14 protein-coding genes and 1 tRNA gene are annotated in these 15,822 nt (G+C 68.9%); 6 read left to right on the top strand and 9 right to left on the bottom strand.

Annotated elements, in window-relative coordinates:
• Positions 1-14 precede the first annotated feature (14 nt).
• A complete protein-coding gene (locus FB475_RS25960; RefSeq protein WP_141859154.1) occupies positions 15-884 on the top strand; it encodes an aminoglycoside phosphotransferase family protein in 870 nt (289 codons plus the stop codon).
• On the opposite strand, the gene FB475_RS25955 is transcribed toward FB475_RS25960, so the two are convergent.
• The 4 genes from FB475_RS25955 to ettA all read right to left on the bottom strand — a co-directional run bounded on the left by FB475_RS25955 (position 868) and on the right by ettA (position 4,083).
• Positions 868-1,488, bottom strand: coding sequence for a dihydrofolate reductase family protein (locus FB475_RS25955; RefSeq protein WP_141859153.1), 621 nt, complete (start codon positions 1,486-1,488; stop codon positions 868-870). The two genes, FB475_RS25960 and FB475_RS25955, sit on opposite strands and share 17 nt — an antisense overlap.
• Entirely contained in the window at positions 1,485-1,970 is a 486-nt protein-coding gene (locus FB475_RS25950) for an SRPBCC domain-containing protein (protein ID WP_141859152.1), read from the bottom strand. Before FB475_RS25950 ends, FB475_RS25955 begins: the two co-directional genes overlap by 4 nt.
• Entirely contained in the window at positions 1,967-2,296 is a 330-nt protein-coding gene (locus FB475_RS25945) for an ArsR/SmtB family transcription factor (RefSeq protein WP_141859151.1), read from the bottom strand. Before FB475_RS25945 ends, FB475_RS25950 begins: the two co-directional genes overlap by 4 nt.
• Before the next feature lie 104 nt (positions 2,297-2,400).
• Entirely contained in the window at positions 2,401-4,083 is a 1,683-nt protein-coding gene (ettA, locus tag FB475_RS25940; RefSeq protein ID WP_141859150.1) for an energy-dependent translational throttle protein EttA, read from the bottom strand.
• Positions 4,084-4,222: 139 nt separating this feature from the next.
• Between ettA and FB475_RS25935 the strand changes: the two genes are divergently transcribed.
• Both FB475_RS25935 and FB475_RS25930 read left to right on the top strand, forming a co-directional pair.
• Positions 4,223-4,714: a single-stranded DNA-binding protein gene (locus tag FB475_RS25935; RefSeq protein ID WP_185759436.1), complete on the top strand. Its 492-nt coding sequence runs from the start codon at positions 4,223-4,225 to the stop codon at positions 4,712-4,714.
• A gap of 81 nt (positions 4,715-4,795) precedes the next feature.
• Positions 4,796-5,413: an SRPBCC family protein gene (locus FB475_RS25930; RefSeq protein WP_238332411.1), complete on the top strand. Its 618-nt coding sequence runs from the start codon at positions 4,796-4,798 to the stop codon at positions 5,411-5,413.
• A 631-nt stretch (positions 5,414-6,044) separates the two neighbouring features.
• Here the strand turns inward: FB475_RS25930 and FB475_RS25925 are convergent.
• The 3 genes from FB475_RS25925 to FB475_RS36945 all read right to left on the bottom strand — a co-directional run bounded on the left by FB475_RS25925 (position 6,045) and on the right by FB475_RS36945 (position 9,849).
• Entirely contained in the window at positions 6,045-7,724 is a 1,680-nt protein-coding gene (locus FB475_RS25925) for a GTPase (protein ID WP_141859148.1), read from the bottom strand.
• Positions 7,721-9,133: a P-loop NTPase family protein gene (locus FB475_RS25920; protein WP_238332410.1), complete on the bottom strand. Its 1,413-nt coding sequence runs from the start codon at positions 9,131-9,133 to the stop codon at positions 7,721-7,723. The genes FB475_RS25925 and FB475_RS25920 overlap by 4 nt, the downstream gene beginning before the upstream one ends.
• Positions 9,134-9,513: 380 nt before the next feature.
• The gene (locus FB475_RS36945) at positions 9,514-9,849 is read right to left on the bottom strand and encodes a hypothetical protein (protein WP_185759474.1); all 336 of its coding nucleotides are present in this window, start codon (positions 9,847-9,849) and stop codon (positions 9,514-9,516) included.
• A 223-nt stretch (positions 9,850-10,072) separates the two neighbouring features.
• On the opposite strand from FB475_RS36945, the gene FB475_RS36940 reads away from it, so the two are divergent.
• Together FB475_RS36940 and FB475_RS25915 are read left to right on the top strand one after the other, a co-directional pair.
• Positions 10,073-10,969: a hypothetical protein gene (locus FB475_RS36940; protein ID WP_185759473.1), complete on the top strand. Its 897-nt coding sequence runs from the start codon at positions 10,073-10,075 to the stop codon at positions 10,967-10,969.
• Positions 10,970-11,267: 298 nt separating this feature from the next.
• Positions 11,268-11,780, top strand: a complete 513-nt coding sequence (locus FB475_RS25915) for a hypothetical protein (protein ID WP_141859147.1) — start codon at positions 11,268-11,270, stop codon at positions 11,778-11,780.
• A gap of 188 nt (positions 11,781-11,968) precedes the next feature.
• On the opposite strand, the gene FB475_RS38200 is transcribed toward FB475_RS25915, so the two are convergent.
• Positions 11,969-14,191 (bottom strand): PrsW family intramembrane metalloprotease, encoded by a 2,223-nt coding sequence (locus FB475_RS38200; protein ID WP_141859146.1) that lies wholly within the window; start codon positions 14,189-14,191, stop codon positions 11,969-11,971.
• A gap of 160 nt (positions 14,192-14,351) precedes the next feature.
• Here FB475_RS38200 and FB475_RS25905 point away from each other — a divergent pair.
• Positions 14,352-14,428 (top strand) — tRNA-Arg (locus FB475_RS25905).
• Positions 14,429-14,477: 49 nt separating this feature from the next.
• Here FB475_RS25905 and FB475_RS25900 read toward each other — a convergent pair.
• Complete coding sequence (locus tag FB475_RS25900; protein ID WP_141854184.1) at positions 14,478-15,689, bottom strand: IS481 family transposase; 1,212 nt, start codon at positions 15,687-15,689, stop codon at positions 14,478-14,480.
• Positions 15,690-15,822: the final 133 nt, after the last annotated feature.

The following is a 15,822-nucleotide window of genomic DNA, read 5'->3' as shown; positions in this document are numbered from 1 at the left end:
GGGACGCTTGCGCCGTGACGGAATTTCACCAGGACGGTCGCGCCGGCATCGATGCAGAGCTGGTACGGCGACTGATCGCGCAACAGTTCCCGCAGTGGGCCGACCTGCCGGTGACCCCGGTGAAGGTCGACGGCTGGGACAACCGGACGTACCGACTGGGCACCGAGCTGACCGCCCGCCTCCCCACGGCCGAGTCTTATGTCGCCGCCGTCGAGAAGGAACACACCTGGCTCCCCCGCCTGGCCCCGGTACTACCGGTCGAGATCCCCTCGGCCGTGGCCATCGGCAAACCCGGCCTCGGCTATCCACATCCCTGGGCAATCAGGCGCTGGATCTCAGGCGAAACCGCATCGGTTGACTCTGTTGCCGACCTCGACGCGTTTGCGCGGGCGATCGCAGACTTCATCCTCGCTTTGCAGGGCGCGGACACAACCGGCGGCCCGCTGGCAGGCGCCCACAGCTTCTACCGAGGCGCAGCACTGCAGCACTACCACGACGAGACGATCGAGGCGCTGGCTGGTTTGAAGGACCGGATCGACGCGGACCTCGCGGCCGAGGTCTGGGAGGCAGCGCTGGCCACCTCCTGGGACCGCCCGCCAGTGTGGTTCCACGGCGACATCGCCTCCGGCAACCTCCTGGTCCGCGACGGCCACCTGTCCGCCGTCATCGACTTCGGCACCTCAGGCATCGGCGACCCCGCCTGCGATCTGGTGATCGCCTACACGTTCTTCTCCGGCTCCTCCCGAGCCACCTTCCGCGAAGCAGTCACCCAGGACGACGCGACCTGGGCCCGCGCCCGCGGCTCGGCCCTCTGGAAGGCCCTCATCACCGAGGACCTCCCCGTCGTCGAAGCCGTCCTGAACGACTTCAGACAAACGCGCTGAACCCTTCGTACTCCCCCACCGACGCCGCGCCGACGGTCTCGTACTCGAACAGTGCGAGTCCGCGCGGCGTCAACTCGTGCCGCATCGGTTTAAGTCCGACCGCGTCCATCCGATGCTCGAACAATCGCCGCCCGGCCCCAAGCACCGTTGGAGCAACCACCAACCGCACCACATCGACCAGCCCAGCCATCAACAGACTGCATCCCAACCGGGCACTCCCATGCACCTGCAACTCACCACCCGACCGCTTCTTCAGCTCGTCGACACCGTCCAGGGCTGCCAGAACGGTCGTGGGCTGCCAATCACCTTCGCGCAGCGTCGTACTGACGACATACTTCGGCAGTGAGTTCATCAGCTTCGTGTACGGATCGCTGGGGTCGGTGATCTGCGGCCAGTCGCGCGCAAACGCGTCATACGTCCGCCGCCCCAGCAGCAACCCGTCGGCCCGGTGCAGCCACTCGGCCGTCCGTTGCACGAACACCTCGTCGATGTAGGGCACCAGCCACCCGCCACGCGTGAACCCGTCACTGGTGTCCTCGGTCGGGGACCCCGGCCCCTGGCTCACGCCGTCCAGCGTGACGAACTCCGTGAGTACCAGCTTCACGACTGCACCCCTTCAACCAGTGCGGCAAGCTGCTTGGCAACCGTGCCCCAGCCGTCAGCAAACCCCATCTCCTCGTGCAGCGCCCGAGCGGACCGCGACGCATGCCGCACAACCACCCGATAATCCGTACCCTCGGGATGGTCCGCCAACCGCACCTCCGCCGTCATCAGCAGCGGCTCCGGATCGGCCGGCCGCCATCGGCTGTCGACCGCGTTCGTGAACACCAACCTGTCGAGCTCCTCGACCACCAGGAAGCTGGCATCGAGCTGCGGCGCGAACGTCGTACCGTCCTCGCTCAGTTCGGTCACCATCGCGCCACCGGGCCGCAACTCCAACCGCACCACCCGGCAGACAGCCGGCGCCGGCACCCACCACTGCGCGAACTGCCCCGGATCACTCCACGCCTTCCAGACCTTCGCCCGCGGCGCCCGGATGATGCGCTCCACGACCAGATCCAGCTCCGGATCGAACTCTGCCTTCACACGTCCTCCTCGTCGGTCACCAATCGCTCCAACCGGTCGGTGCGCTGCTCCCAGATCCGCCGCTGCTCGGCCAGCCAGTCATCCACGACCGCCAGCCGCTCGCGGTTCAGCACACAGGTCCGCACCCGGCCGACCTTGACCGTGCGGATCAGCCCGTTCGACTCCAGCGTCCGGACGTGCTTCATGAACGACGGCAGCGTGATCGGAAATTCGGCCGCCAGGTCGCCGACGCTCGTCGGGCCGTGACCGAGCCGCCGGATCACCCGGCGCCGGGTGGGATCGGCCAGGGCGACGAACACCCCGTCGACCTCCTGATGGTTTGCCATAAGGCTAAGTATTGTCTCTGTTCAATACTTAGCGCAAGGGCTAACTATTGAGAATGACGAAGGGGCCCCAAGCCGCTTCGGCTATGGGGCCCCTTGTGCGTAGGTCAGTCGCGCGTGAGCTTGCGGTGCGTGACCCGGTGCGGGCGCGCCGCCTCCGGCCCGAGCCGCTCGATCTTGTTCGCCTCGTACGACGCGAAGTTGCCCTCGAACCAGAACCAGTTCGCCGGCTTCTCGTCCGTACCCTCCCAGGCCAGGATGTGGGTCGCCACCCGGTCCAGGAACCACCGGTCGTGGGACACGACCACCGCACAGCCTGGGAACTCCAGCAGCGCATCCTCCAGCGACTGCAGGGTCTCGACGTCCAGGTCGTTGGTCGGCTCGTCGAGGAGCAGCAGGTTGCCGCCCATCTTCAGCGTCAGCGCCAGGTTCAGCCGGTTCCGCTCACCGCCGGACAGGACACCGGTCGGCTTCTGCTGGTCCGGGCCCTTGAAGCCGAACGAGGCGACGTACGCCCGGCTCGGCATCTCGAAGTTCGCCACCTTGATGTAGTCGAGCTCGTCGGACACCTGCTGCCAGACCGTCTTCTTCGGGTCCAGGCCGCCGCGCGACTGGTCCACGTACGAGATCTTGACCGTCTCGCCGAGCTTCAGCGAGCCCGCGTCGGGCTGCTCCTCGCCGACGATCATCCGGAACAGGGTCGACTTGCCGACACCGTTCGGGCCGACGACACCGACGATGCCGGCTCGCGGCAGGCTGAAGCTCAGGCCGTCGATCAGCTTGCGGTCGCCGAAGCCCTTGACCAGCTTCGAGACCTCGAGCACGGTGCTGCCGAGCCGCGGACCGGCCGGGATGTTGATCTCGTCGATGTCGAGCTTGCGGTTGCGCTCCGCCTCGGCCGCAAGCTCCTCGTAGCGCTGCAGGCGGGCCTTGCTCTTGGTCTGCCGTGCCTTCGCGTTCGACCGGACCCACTCGAGCTCGCGCTCCAGGATCTTCTGTCGCTTGGCGTCCTTCTGCCCCTCGACCACGAGCCGCTGCTGCTTGGTCTCCAGGTACTTCGAGTAGTTGCCCTCGTAGCCGTACGTCCGGCCGCGGTCGAGCTCGAGGATCCACTCGGCGACGTTGTCCAGGAAGTACCGGTCGTGGGTGATCGCCATCACAGCGCCTGGGTACTTCTGCAGGTGCTGCTCCAGCCACAGCACGGACTCCGCGTCCAGGTGGTTGGTGGGCTCGTCGAGCAGCAGCAGGTCCGGCTGCTGCAGCAGCAGCTTGCACAGCGCGACCCGGCGGCGCTCACCACCCGACAGGTTGTCGACGACCGCGTCCGGCGGCGGGCAACGGAGCGCGTCCATCGCCTGCTCCAGCTGGGCGTCGATGTCCCAGGCGTTGCGGTGGTCGAGCTCGGTCTGCAGGTCACCCATCTCGGCCAGCAGCGTGTCGTAGTCGGCGTCCGGGTCGGCCAGCTCGGCGGAGATCTCGTTGAAGCGGTCGAGCTTCTGCTTGGTGTCGCCGACCCCTTCCTGGACGTTCTCCAGGACCGTCTTGCCCTCGGTCAGCGGCGGCTCCTGCAGCAGGATCCCGACCGTCGCGTCCTCGGCCAGCCGCGCCTCGCCGTTGTTCGGCTGCTCGAGCCCGGCCATGATCTTGAACAGCGACGACTTGCCGGTGCCGTTCGGCCCGACGACGCCGATCTTCGCCCCGGTCAGGAAGTTGAGCGTGACGTTGTCGAGAACGACCTTGTCGCCGTACGCCTTCCGGACGTTGCGAAGCGTGTAGATGAATTCCGCCATGCCCCAGAGCCTATGTGCTCCCCCACCCCACAACCCAACCGGTTGTCCACAGCCGCCAACATCGTCCGTCCGGCGTGGCCGGGATCGGTGCACCTTCTCCGTCGACAACACACCCCACTCCTCGACGGAAGGCACTCTCATGAGCCTTGGTGACACGTACCTCACAGTTGTCGGTTGGATCGGCAGCGACCCCGATTTCAAGGAGATCCGCCAAACCCCGCAAACCACCTTCCGCCTCGGCTCCACCCCACGCCAGTTCGACAGGACCCTGAACAACTACGTCGACAAGCCCACCACTTGGTACACGGTGCAGTGCTGGCGAGCACTCGCCCGCAACGCCTTCGAATCCGTCAAGGTCGGCCAGCCGGTCATCGTCACCGGCCGCCTCCGGACCCACGAATGGACCGACGACTCCGGCGAACTGCACAGCCGCGTGATCCTCGAAGCGTTCTCGCTCGGCCACGACCTCAGCCGAGGCACGACGACCTTCGTCAAGAACCCGCCGCGTGCCGAATCGTTCGACTCCACCCCACGCGTGGCTGAGGTGACCGCCGCGCCGTACCCGCCCGACGAGTTCTCCACCACCCCGCTCCCGCTTGCCGCGGAGCATCCGGCAGCGGAGGCAGCGTGACTATCTCACTGTTGACTTATATAAGCCTCCACCGGCATTCTGAGACCCGTTCCAGCAGCCGAGCAGAAGAGGGAACCACAGGTGATCGACATCCTCGAGCACATCAACGCGGTCCAGCGCGAGGTCAGCCGGACCGGCGAGACAGTGACGGTGCTGATGCGCCGCTCGTACCGGGCGGAGCCGGTGGAGGTATGGGACGCGCTCACGGATCCGGACCGGATGCGCCGCTGGTTCATGCCGGTCAGCGGGGAGCTCAAGGTCGGCGGTTCGTTCCAACTGGAGGGCAACGCCGGCGGCGAGATCCTGGAGTGCGAGCCACCGAAGCGGTTCAAGGTGACGTTCGGCGGCCCGACCAGCCTCCTCGAACTGCGCCTGCTCCCCGGAGCGAACGACTCAACCGATCTCGAGCTGGAGCACTCGATGAGCGAGGCCCCGGCCCCCGGCGGTTCCGGCGCACTCTGGGTCGGCCCCGGCTGGGACGGCGGCCTCCTCGGCCTCGCCCTGTACATCCACGGCGAACTGCCGCCCGACGCCAACCCGATGGAGATGGCCAACTCCGCCGAGGTAATCGCCTACAACGAGCAATGCGTCCGCGCCTGGATCAAAGCAATCCGCGCCTCCGGCACAACCTCCGAGGAAGACCTACTCAGCGCCGCCAAAATCTCCCTCTCCCAATACGCCCCCGACGCCGAGCTCTAACCCACCCCACCGCGCGCCGACCGTCCAACCAGCGCGCGCTCGCCCAACGGGCCGGCCCCTGGCGCACCTCAGCCAGCCCCGCCGCGCCCAGACACACGCTGACCAACCCCGCCCCACCGGACCCCGGACAGGCTCACCCGCACCCAGGCACGCGCTGACCAACCCCGCTGGGTCCCGGCGGACGTCAGACAGCCTCGCCGCACCCCGGCGCCCGCTGACCCCCCGGCAGACCTCGGACTACTTCGCCGCACCCAGACGCCCGCTGACCAACTCCACTCCACCCCGGCAGACCTCGGCCAGCCTCGCCGCACCCAGGCACGCCCCGACCCACCCCGCCCTACCCCAGCGCACCTCAGACACCCCCCCACACCCAGACACGCCCTGACGAACCCACCCCACCCCAGCGCACCTCAGACACCCCCGCCACACCCAGGCGCCCGACGACCAACCCCACCCACCAGACCTCAGACCGACCCGCCGCACCCAGACACGCGCCAGCCCCAGCCGCACCGCAACGCACCCGGACAGCCCCACCGCACCCAGACACGCGCCGACCAACCCCACCCCAGCAGACGTGGACAGCTTCGCCGCCGCGTCTCGGACCTCGCCGGTCCGGGAGCGCGGCACCAGCTCATCCGCGCGCGATCGCCAAGCTGTCGCGGCACTTGGTGTACGCCGCGAGCTCATCGCGGGCCGGTGCGACAACGTGGCTCTCGGCAACCTTCACCAGTTCCTCCCGCAGCGCCTTCGCCACCTGCCGGGACCGCCGTACGGCCCCGTTGCTGGCGAAGACCCGACAAACGAAGGAGAGCACCAGCCCAAGGACAGCACCACCGACCAGCATGATCCACGCATACGGGATGCCGTTCCACTCCGGCAACGGCGGATCGTTCAGCTTGGCGATTCGCGTTACCAGCAAGGCGATCAGCCATCCGGCACCGCCGAGCGTCACCAGGAACAGCAACCACTGCACGACCTTGGCGAAACTCCACCACCCCGGGTTGCTCGACACACCGAGGTCCGTCCGGGCGACGGCCTGGTCCAGCTCATCCGCGAGCGACTCCTCGCGCCGGCGGATCGCCGTACGCACCGAGTCCGCCCACGGCCGCGACAAACCCTCGGCAGCCTTGTTCGTGATCGTCCGAACCGCAGCGTCCATCCGGGCCCGTTGCACCGGAGTTGCCGCAGGCAACGAAGCACGGGCGATCGCGACCTCGCTCGAGGCGGACTTGCGCAACGCCTTGCCCTGCTCACGCGAGCCCTGGTCGCCGCTCAGCCGCCGCAGCGGATCCGGACGGAACCGCCCCACCCACTTGGTCAGCGGCCACCCGGTCGCGGCCCGAGCCCGCTGCAGGTACGAGCGCCGTACGGCGTCCGAGACCACCGACAGCCCGCTCGCGTCCGACAACGCGTCGACGAGCTCCGTGACGTCGGCCTCCGCAATCTCCGGCGTCTTGGCGTTCCCGCACTGGCTCGCCATCCGGTCCGAGACCCGGTCCACGTCGGCCGCGAGCCGCTCGCGCGCGGAGCGCTTGTTGCTCACCCGCTTGACCAGCAACGAACGGATCTCTTCCAGACCGTCACCGCTGACCGCCGACGTCGCCACGACCGTCGGGGACTTCAGGCCGTCCGACTTGAGCAGTCGGTCGAGGTCCTCGAGGCAGCTCTTGCGCTGCTCCGGCGTCAGCTTGTCGATGTGGTTCAGCGCGAAGACCATCACCCCGGAATGCGAGGCGTAGGGCTTGATGTACCGATTGTGCAGCGCCGCGTCGGCGTACTTCTGCGGGTCCACCACCCAGATCAGCAGGTCGACCAGGTCGACGAGCCGGTCCACGATCAGGCGGTGCTCGACCTCGGTCGAGTCGTGGTCGGGGAGGTCGAGCAGGACCAGACCGTCGAGGTCCTCGGAGTGCGCGTCCTCGAGCGAACTGCGGTGCTGCACCTGGTGCCGGCGTGGGATGCCCAGCCAGCTCAGCACCTCACCGGCCGGCTCATCGCCCCAGACACAGGCCAGCGGCATCGAGCTCGTCGGCCGACGGGTTCCGATCGCGGCCAGGTCGAGCCCGGTCAGCGCGTTGAACAGCGACGACTTCCCGGACCCGGTCGCTCCGGCGAGGGCGACAACCGTCAGATCGCCGGACATCCGCAGCCGTTGCCCGGCCCGGTCGACGATCTGCGCGGCCTCGGTGAGCACCACCGGGTCCAGGCGGCCGTCGCCGGCCTTCGCGGCCACCTCGATCGCGTCGATCTTCTTCAGGACATCGGTCTCCGCCCGGGTAGGCGTCTCGACCGTATCCACTGTTTCCGTCACGTGCAGTCCTCCACCGCGCGCGCGGCCTCGGTCAGTTGCCTGGCCGTCTCGGCGTCGACCGGATGCTGGTCAAGAACGGCCAGATATCGGGCGAATTCGGCATCCATCAGGGCATGAACCTTACCGTCAAGGTCCTCGCGAGCCTTGTCAACCATGCCCTGCACTGCCTTGTCGCCGAAAACCGCTTCCAGCAGACGCTGCCCGACGACCGCGCTACCCGCGCCCGCACTTGCTGCGGCGTCCTTCGGGATCCCTGCCGCGCTCGCGAACATGACCACCATCAACGAAAGACCGAGCCCGTTGACGCCGTACTCCAGGATCTTCGCCGTCGACTTCTTGTCTGCGCCCTCTCGGCGGACCAGGTCGAGTACGAATGCCTGCCACTCCCGCACGGTCCGGCTCGCCGCGGCCGGGAACTGCTCCGACAGCGCACCGAGCGACGGCGCGGCATCGTTGCCCTCGGCACCTGCTCCACTGCCGGCGCCATCGGCGCGGACCTGGGCGCTCGCCAGGAGCTGGCGCCCCGCCGCGGTCTCCTGCCACGCTTTCTCGGCGCGCTCCGCGGAGGCTGTCGCGTGCTCAGCCAGCAGGGATTCCAGACCGGACTGGATGGCGTCACTGACGTCGCGGGTTTCGGCGGGCTTGTTGCCGAGCGAGCTCTTCAGCCGATCGCGCAACCGGCCGCCGTTGGACTGCAGACCCTTCAGCAGTTCGCCGGTCCCGACGAACTCCTGCCACCGCGCCAGCACCTCACCGCGCATGACGGTCCCGTCCTGGCACGCCTTCGCGATGTCCTGCACGCCCTGCTCGTACGCAGACTCTGCCGCGGCCCGGAGCTCGACCGCCGTGTCGGCCTGCGCCTTGACCGCAGCCGCGAACGGCACGGTCTTCTTGACCATCGCGCTGACCGCGCCTTGCAGCGTCCGGCGGACGACGGCAGCCCGGGCCTCAGCGTCCGCGGCCAGGTCGATCAGCCAGTCCTTGATCCCGGCAACAGCCGCCTGCGGCAACATCCCGTTGCCGTCGACAACCGTCTCCTGGATGGAGAACAGCGGCGAGTCACCCAGGCCACGTTCGAGCAGCATCTGCGCGAGGTGGCCGGTGATGTCGTCGATCGTCTCGCTCGGAGCCCGGTCGAGCACGACCGCAACCGCCGTACTGCGGTCGGAAGCGCTCTGCAGGAACTCCCACGGGACAGCATCGGAGTACCGGGCCGCGGTCGTGACGAACAGCCACAGATCCGCCGCCGACAAGAGCTGCGTCGCGAGATCCCGGTTCGCCTCGACAACGGAGTCGATGTCCGGCGCGTCGAGGACCGCCAGCCCCCGCGGCACGCTGTCGGCCGCAACCAGCCGCAACTGCCCCGCATCCTCCATGCCACCCGGCTCCTCGGCCGTCGTCCGAGCCATCCCCGGCAGCACCCGGTCGCCCACAAACCAGTCCGCATCAGCCGGATGGTGAATCAATACCGGCGACCGAGTAGTAGGCCGCAGAACCCCAGGCTCCGAAACAACCTTCCCGATCACCGTATTCACCAGCGTCGACTTACCAGCCCCCGTAGACCCGCCAACGACGGCCAGAATCGGAGCCTCCAACTGCACCAGCCGAGGCAACAAGTAGTCATCCAGCTGATCCAACATCGCCTTCTGCTGCTGCCGAGCCTCATCAGCCCCCACCACCTCGAGCGGCAACTGACTCCCCGCCAACACCCCCCGCAACTTCATCAAAGCAGTAATCAAAGCCATAGCAGCCTGCTCAGCCGCCAACCGCCGAGCCAACTCCTCAGCAGTCAGTTCCTCCGACTCCCCCTCAGCCGCCCCACCCTCAACCTCACCAACCTCACCGTCACCGCGCTCCCCGTCACTGGGCTCACCGTCAGCCTGAGAAACTTCGCCGTCAGCGGGCTCACCGTCAGCCTCAGCAGCCTCGCCGTCAGCCGCCCGTCCCTCAGCCAAGTCACCTGCCGCCGCTTCACGGTCAGCGCCCGCGCCCTCAGCCGGCTCGCCCGCAACCGCCTCACCAGCCAGCTGACCCTCAGCCGCCTCACCCACAGCCAGCTCACCGCCGGCTTGGTCGCCGTCAGCGGCCTGACCCGCAACCAGCCCACCGCCATCAGCGACCTCATCCGAAGTCACCTCACGCCCAGCCAGGTGCCCGCCCACCGGCTCACCCTCAGCCACCTCGCCTTGAGCAGCCTCGCCCTCAGGCCTCTCACCGCCAGCCCGGTCACCCTCAACAGGCTCTCCGCCAGCCCCCCGACCATCAGCCGCTTCGCCCTCAGGCGCCGCCTCACCGCCAGCGGCCTCGCCCTCAGCCGGCTCGCCGGCAACCGCCTCACCACCAGACGGGTGCCCCTCAGCCCCCTCGCCCGCAGCCGCTTCCCCCTCAACCCCGGCTCCCGCAGCCAGCTCGCCATCACCGGGACCGCCCTCAGCCGCCGGCCGATCAGCTATCTCAGCCTCAGCCTCGGTCGCCTGACCGTCAGCTGCCTCAGCGCCGGCCTCGGCCGCCCGGCCGTCACCCAGCTCACCCGCGGTCGCCTCACGGTCAACCGCGCCACCATCAACCGCTTCACCGCCTGCCTGGTCGCCTTCCGCGGCCCGGCTAACAGCCTGGTCGTCCGCAAGCGTTCCACTGTCAGCCTCGGCCGCCGGACCGTCACCCAGCTCACCCGCGGTCGCCTCACGGTCAACCGCGCCACCATCAGTCGCCTCATCGCCGGCCTGGTCGCCTGTAGTTGCCCCGACCTCAACCTGGTCGCCTGCAGCCATCTCGCCATCAGCCGCGGCGTCTCCCGAAGCCTCATCCGACGAGTCCTCTGCCGCCCCACCGTCTGCCGACTGACCAGCCGCGTCGGCTACTGCGCCACCGCCAGCAGCCACCGACTCCTCGCCAGGCACAGCGGACCCATCAGCCGACCCACCCTCAGCCTCATCCGCCGCGCCTCCACCACCGGAGACCCCCGCAGCCGTCGACTGGTCCGACTTGGGCAGGCCAATGATGATGTCGCCGTACTCAAGCGGGAAGCCATCCGCAGACTCGTCAGGCTCGTACACGACGCCGACAGTTGGACGGGGGCGCTCCTCGCGTGTGTCCGGCGGTACGGCGGGAGCGTCACCCGCCGACGTACCGCTCGAGCCCTCACCAACCGCGTTCTCCGCCACGTCGGCGTCCATGGACTCCGGGTCTGCCGAGCCGCGGGCCACTTCGGCGGAGGAGCCGTCGCCGGCTGCTGGAGTGGTTGACGCCTCACTGGAGGAGGCTGATTCAGCGCTGCCAGCGGTCTCAGAGGGCTCGGCCGTCTGTGGCGACTGAGTGGTCGCCTGAGCCTCGGCGGAAACAGCCGCACCTGACGCGGCCGCATCGGAGTCGGGCCCATCGGACTCATCTCCAGCAGACCCTTCTGCGCCGCGTTCAGTCTGTGTTTCCGAGCCGTGCACGTCGGGGCCGGCCGCCGCGGAGTCAGCACCCGGCGCCTCCGAAGCATCCGCCTGCGCGTCGGCGACCGCGGACTCGCCTGTCGCAGAAGCTGCTGCGGCCGAGGTGGCAGGTACCTCATTCGCGTCGGACCGATCCGCGTCGGCGGCGTTCGCGTTCGTGGTGTCAGGGGAACCCGCGGCGGTGCTGGTGGCCTCGGCGCCGTCAGTCGGCGTACCAAGAGAGCGGTCGCCGGTAGACGCGGGGGTGCCGTCGGCGGGTGTTCCAGATGAGTCCTCCGCGCCGGACCCCGAGGAACCGTCGGCGCCGGGCGTACCGGAGTCCTTCGCGGCGGGCGTACCGGAAGTTCCGTCGACGGTGGTGTCGGAGGAGCCGTCGGTGGCGTCCGCGCCCGAGAAGGCGTCGGTGGCGGCCGAGCTCGAGGTGTCGTCGGCGGTGGATCCGGACGGGTCGTCGCTGGTGGGCGCGACAGGCGTGCCGTTGGTGGAGCTGTCGGGTGGGGTGGGGGGTGACGGAGGGGTGACGTCGTCGGGGGTTTTTTTGCGGCGGCGGCGCCAGAAGCCTCGGGGTTTGGGGGTGGACTGGGCGATGAGGTTCGCCAGCTCCTGGGCAGGCTGATCCTGGTTCGGAACCCGCGGTTCCGAACCTTCACCAGCTGCTGACCTGGTGTCAGCCACGGCGTCCGCCCACGAGCACAGAGTGCCCGGTCGGACAGCGCAGAAGCAAAGTCATCGTCATCCCCGTTTGGCGGCGTGGACGGGTGGCAGTCACTGCGGTGGTGGATACGGACCGTATCCTCCCGCCGGTCACTGCTGACCAGGGGGTCCCGGCGGGTAACCAGGCTGACCGGCCGAGGGACCGGACTGCCCGGACGGATACCCGGAGTGTTCGGGCGGTACGGCGTCGTGCGCCCGCTCGTACGGCGCCTGCCCGTCCTCGGCCCCAGTACCCGCAATCTCCCGGTCGGACCCCATCGGCCCGGGCGGCGCCGGCGGCACAAGCCCACCCGGCACCGGGCCCGCCGACAGCGACCCACCGGACACCGATCCGTCGGACAGCGAGCCACCGGAGGCCGATCCGTCGAGCCGCGACCCATCGGACGTCGATCCCCTGGACGCTGAGTCTGCGGATAACTGTCCGTCTGCGACCGGGTCCTCGGCTCCAGGAGCACCCAACACGGATCCTCCAGATTCCATCGGGGCACCCGGCGCCGGTCGCCCGGAGTCCAATGGCGCACCGCGTCCGCTCGGACCCAGCGGGTCGGCCGGTCGACCAGACCCCATCGGGGGTCCAGCCCAGCCCGGAGCCGGCGGGAGACCAGGGTCGCCAGACCCCATCGCAACACCCGGCCCGGGACCACTGGCGCTTATCGAAGACTCTGGCCCCATGGGCGCCCAGGCTTCGGCCGAGCCCATTGGAGCGCCAGGCCCACCCGGACCCATCGGAACGCCGGGACCACCTGGGCCTAGCGGCGCACCCGGACCACCTGGGCCCATCGGAGCGACAGGTCCGCCCGGACCCATTGCGGCCACAGGACCGCCTGGACCCATCGGAACGCCCGGACCACCCGGGCCGCCCGGACCCATCGGCCCGCTCGGGCCCATTGGTACACCCGGGTCAGCCGGGCCGCCCGGCCCCATCGGTCCGCTCGGGCCCATCGGGGCGCCCGGGCCCATCGGGGCGCCTGGGCCGCCCATGCCCATCGGTGCGGCCGGGCCGCCCATGCCCATCGGTGCGCCTGGGCCCATGGGGCGGTGGGGGGTGGGGGCGTAGGGCGGGGCGGCTTGGGCGAAGGCGGGCATTGGGGGGAAGGGGACGCTGGGGCGGCGGTCGCGGAGTTCGTCGAGGAGGGCTTTTTCGGTTTCGAGGGCCTCGGGGCCGATGGTTTGGCGGACGATCTTGTCGCGGAGGTACGCCAGTTCCGTCGCGTTGTGCTGGAACGCCTTCGCGGCCGCCTCCGCCTGCGGACCGTACCGTCTGGCGTTCTGCCGCAGCGCCTTCCGGCCGCGGAGCGTGGCTATCAGCGGTACGTCCTGCGGTACCAACCACCCGAACCGCACATAGTCGTACAACCGGGACGCGATCATCTGGCCCTCCCGTGATCGCATCACCAGCGCGAAGACCACCAGGCAGATGAACAGCGGCACCATCAGGCACAGGTACGCGAGGATGAAGCCCCCGCCGCCCGCCCAGCTCGCGGACGCGTTCCACGAGGCGTGCGCGAGTACGGCGGCCAGGTACCCGACGACCGGAGCGAGGAAGCGTACGACCGTACTTCGGTGCCTGATCGCGACTCCGATTCCGATCGCGGTGAACGACGTGAACAACGGATGCGCGAACGGCGAGATCACACCGCGGATGATGAACAGCGCGAACGCACCACGCAGACCCGCGTCGCTGCCGGACTGTTCGGAGAGCGTGTTGAAGACGCGGCCGTAGTACAGGATGTTCTCGGTGAAGGCGAAGCCGACGCCGACCATCCCGGCGTACACCAGACCGTCGATGATGCCGTCGAACTCCTTGCGGCGCAGCAGCGCCAGCAGCAGGATCACGGAGCCCTTGGCGAACTCCTCCACCGGCGGCGCGACGAAGACCGCGGACCGGTCGCCGCCGACGCCGGTCTCGGCCAGTCGGTGCGACACCTCGGTGTTGATGAAGATCGCGACCAGAGTCGCGATGAACGCGCCCCAACAGAGCGCGAAGACGATGTACCGGGTCGGCTCGGGCTCGTAGCGGTCCAGCCAGAGGTACAGCGCGATCACCGGGATGACCGGGACGAACGCGAACACCAGGCCCCAGGTGAAGCCGCCGGCGCCGGTCGACTTGGCCACGATGCCGAAGATCACCAGACCCGCGATCGCGAACACCACCGCGATCACGATGCCGATCAGCACCCCCTGGTTGCGCCGCTGCCCGGGCACCGGATGGCTGCCGTGCACGTTCGGGTGCGGGTAGGGGCCGCCGGGCGAGTACGCCGACCCCGCCGCGGGTTGCGGCGTGCCGGACGGGCCTGGTGAGTGGTAACTCATGCACCGCAGCCTAGTTGGGGTCCAGATCCAGCGGCAGAACCACCCACTCAGCGTTACCGGGATGGAACGACAACCTTGTACTTCGCCACCGCCCGGACCCCGATGTTCGGGAACCCGGAGGCGCGAGCACCCAGGTATCTGAGAGACTCTTCCCTGCCACGCGCCCGTAGCTCAGCTGGATAGAGCGTCGGACTTCTAATCCGTTGGTCGCAGGTTCGAATCCTGCCGGGCGCGCCACTGTGATGTCTCAAGACATCGGCGACAGGTGAACCCACGATTTGTGGGTTCACCTGTTTCGTTTGGGGACGGGTCCGGGTGGTCTGCCGGTGGGCTGGTAGTCCTTGGTGGGGTCGAGGACGAGCTCGCGGAGGAGTTCGCCGGTGGCGGCGTCGACGACCCTGATCTGGAGGTCGTGGACGAGGAGCAGGACGTGGGTTCGGGCGTGGGTTCGCCCGATCCCGATGTGGTGCAGGCGGCCGTTGACGCGCAGCGTGACGACGCCGGTGTCGTCGATGCGGTCGGTGCGGACGCGGTGGTGGACCTCGCCGGTCCGGTCGGTGGTCGGGCCGGCTTTGGGGCGGGCGTGGTAGGCGGCCGCGGGGGTGGCTCGGTGGGGCAGTGAGCGGTGCGGGCGGCGGTGGTTGTACTCGTCGACGAAGACCTCGAGCAGCGCCTGGAGCTCGGCGATCGTGGCGGGCTGGACGGGCTGGGCGCGGAGCCATTTCTTCAGGGTCTGCTGGAACCGCTCCACTTTCCCGCAGGTGGTCGGGTGGTTGGGCCGGGAGTTCTTCTGCACGATGTTGAGCTTGCGGAGTTCGGTCTCGAGGCCGTTGCGGCCGCCTTTCCCGCCCGACAGCCGGGTCGTGTAGACCATGCCGTTGTCAGTCAAGGTGGAGGCCGGGATGCCGTGTTGTGCAACGGTTTCGCGGAACGACGTGACCACGATCGGGCCGGTGATCCGGGCGTGGGCCGAGACGTGCAGGGCGTAGCGGGAGTGGTCGTCCAGCCAGGTGATGATCTCGACATCCATGCCGGGTGAGCCGTCGGGGCGGGTGAGTCGGTAGTGGGTGAAGTCGGACTGCCAGCACTCGTTCGGCAGCTCCGCACAGAATCGCAGGTACGACGACCGCGGCCGCTTCCCCGGATCCGGGACGACGGCGCCGTGCCGGGTGAGGATCCGGTGGATCGTCGCCCGCGACAACGTGGTCTGGTGGTGGTGTTGCAGGTGCCAGCCGATCGTGTCCGCGCCGGCGTCCAGGCCGGTCTCGGCCAGCTGCTTGCGCAACGCGAGCACCAGCTCGACCGTCGCGGCCGGCGTCGCCCGTGGCGAGGTCTTCGGCCGCCGCGACCGTGACTCGAACGCCGCCTCGCCCTCGGCCAGATATCTGGCCTTCAGCTTGTAGACCCATGCCCGGTGCACGCCATACCGGGCGGCGACCTCAGACGCCGTCTGTCCTTCCACGAACAACGCCGTGATGACCAACCGAGCCTTCGACATGCCCGAGCATCCAGCCCACCAGCCCTGTCGCCGATCACCCGAGACACATGTCGCCTATGACTTGAGACATCTGTCGCCTATGTCCTGAACCACAACACTGCCGGGCGCGCCACCCGTTCGTGACGTGCGTCCT

Origin of the sequence: Kribbella jejuensis, assembly GCF_006715085.1 — a bacterium.
Classification (GTDB): Bacteria; Actinomycetota; Actinomycetes; order Propionibacteriales; family Kribbellaceae; genus Kribbella; species Kribbella jejuensis.
The sequence above is the reverse complement of the archived record's forward strand: the minus strand, read 5'-3'. Positions and strand labels throughout refer to the sequence as shown.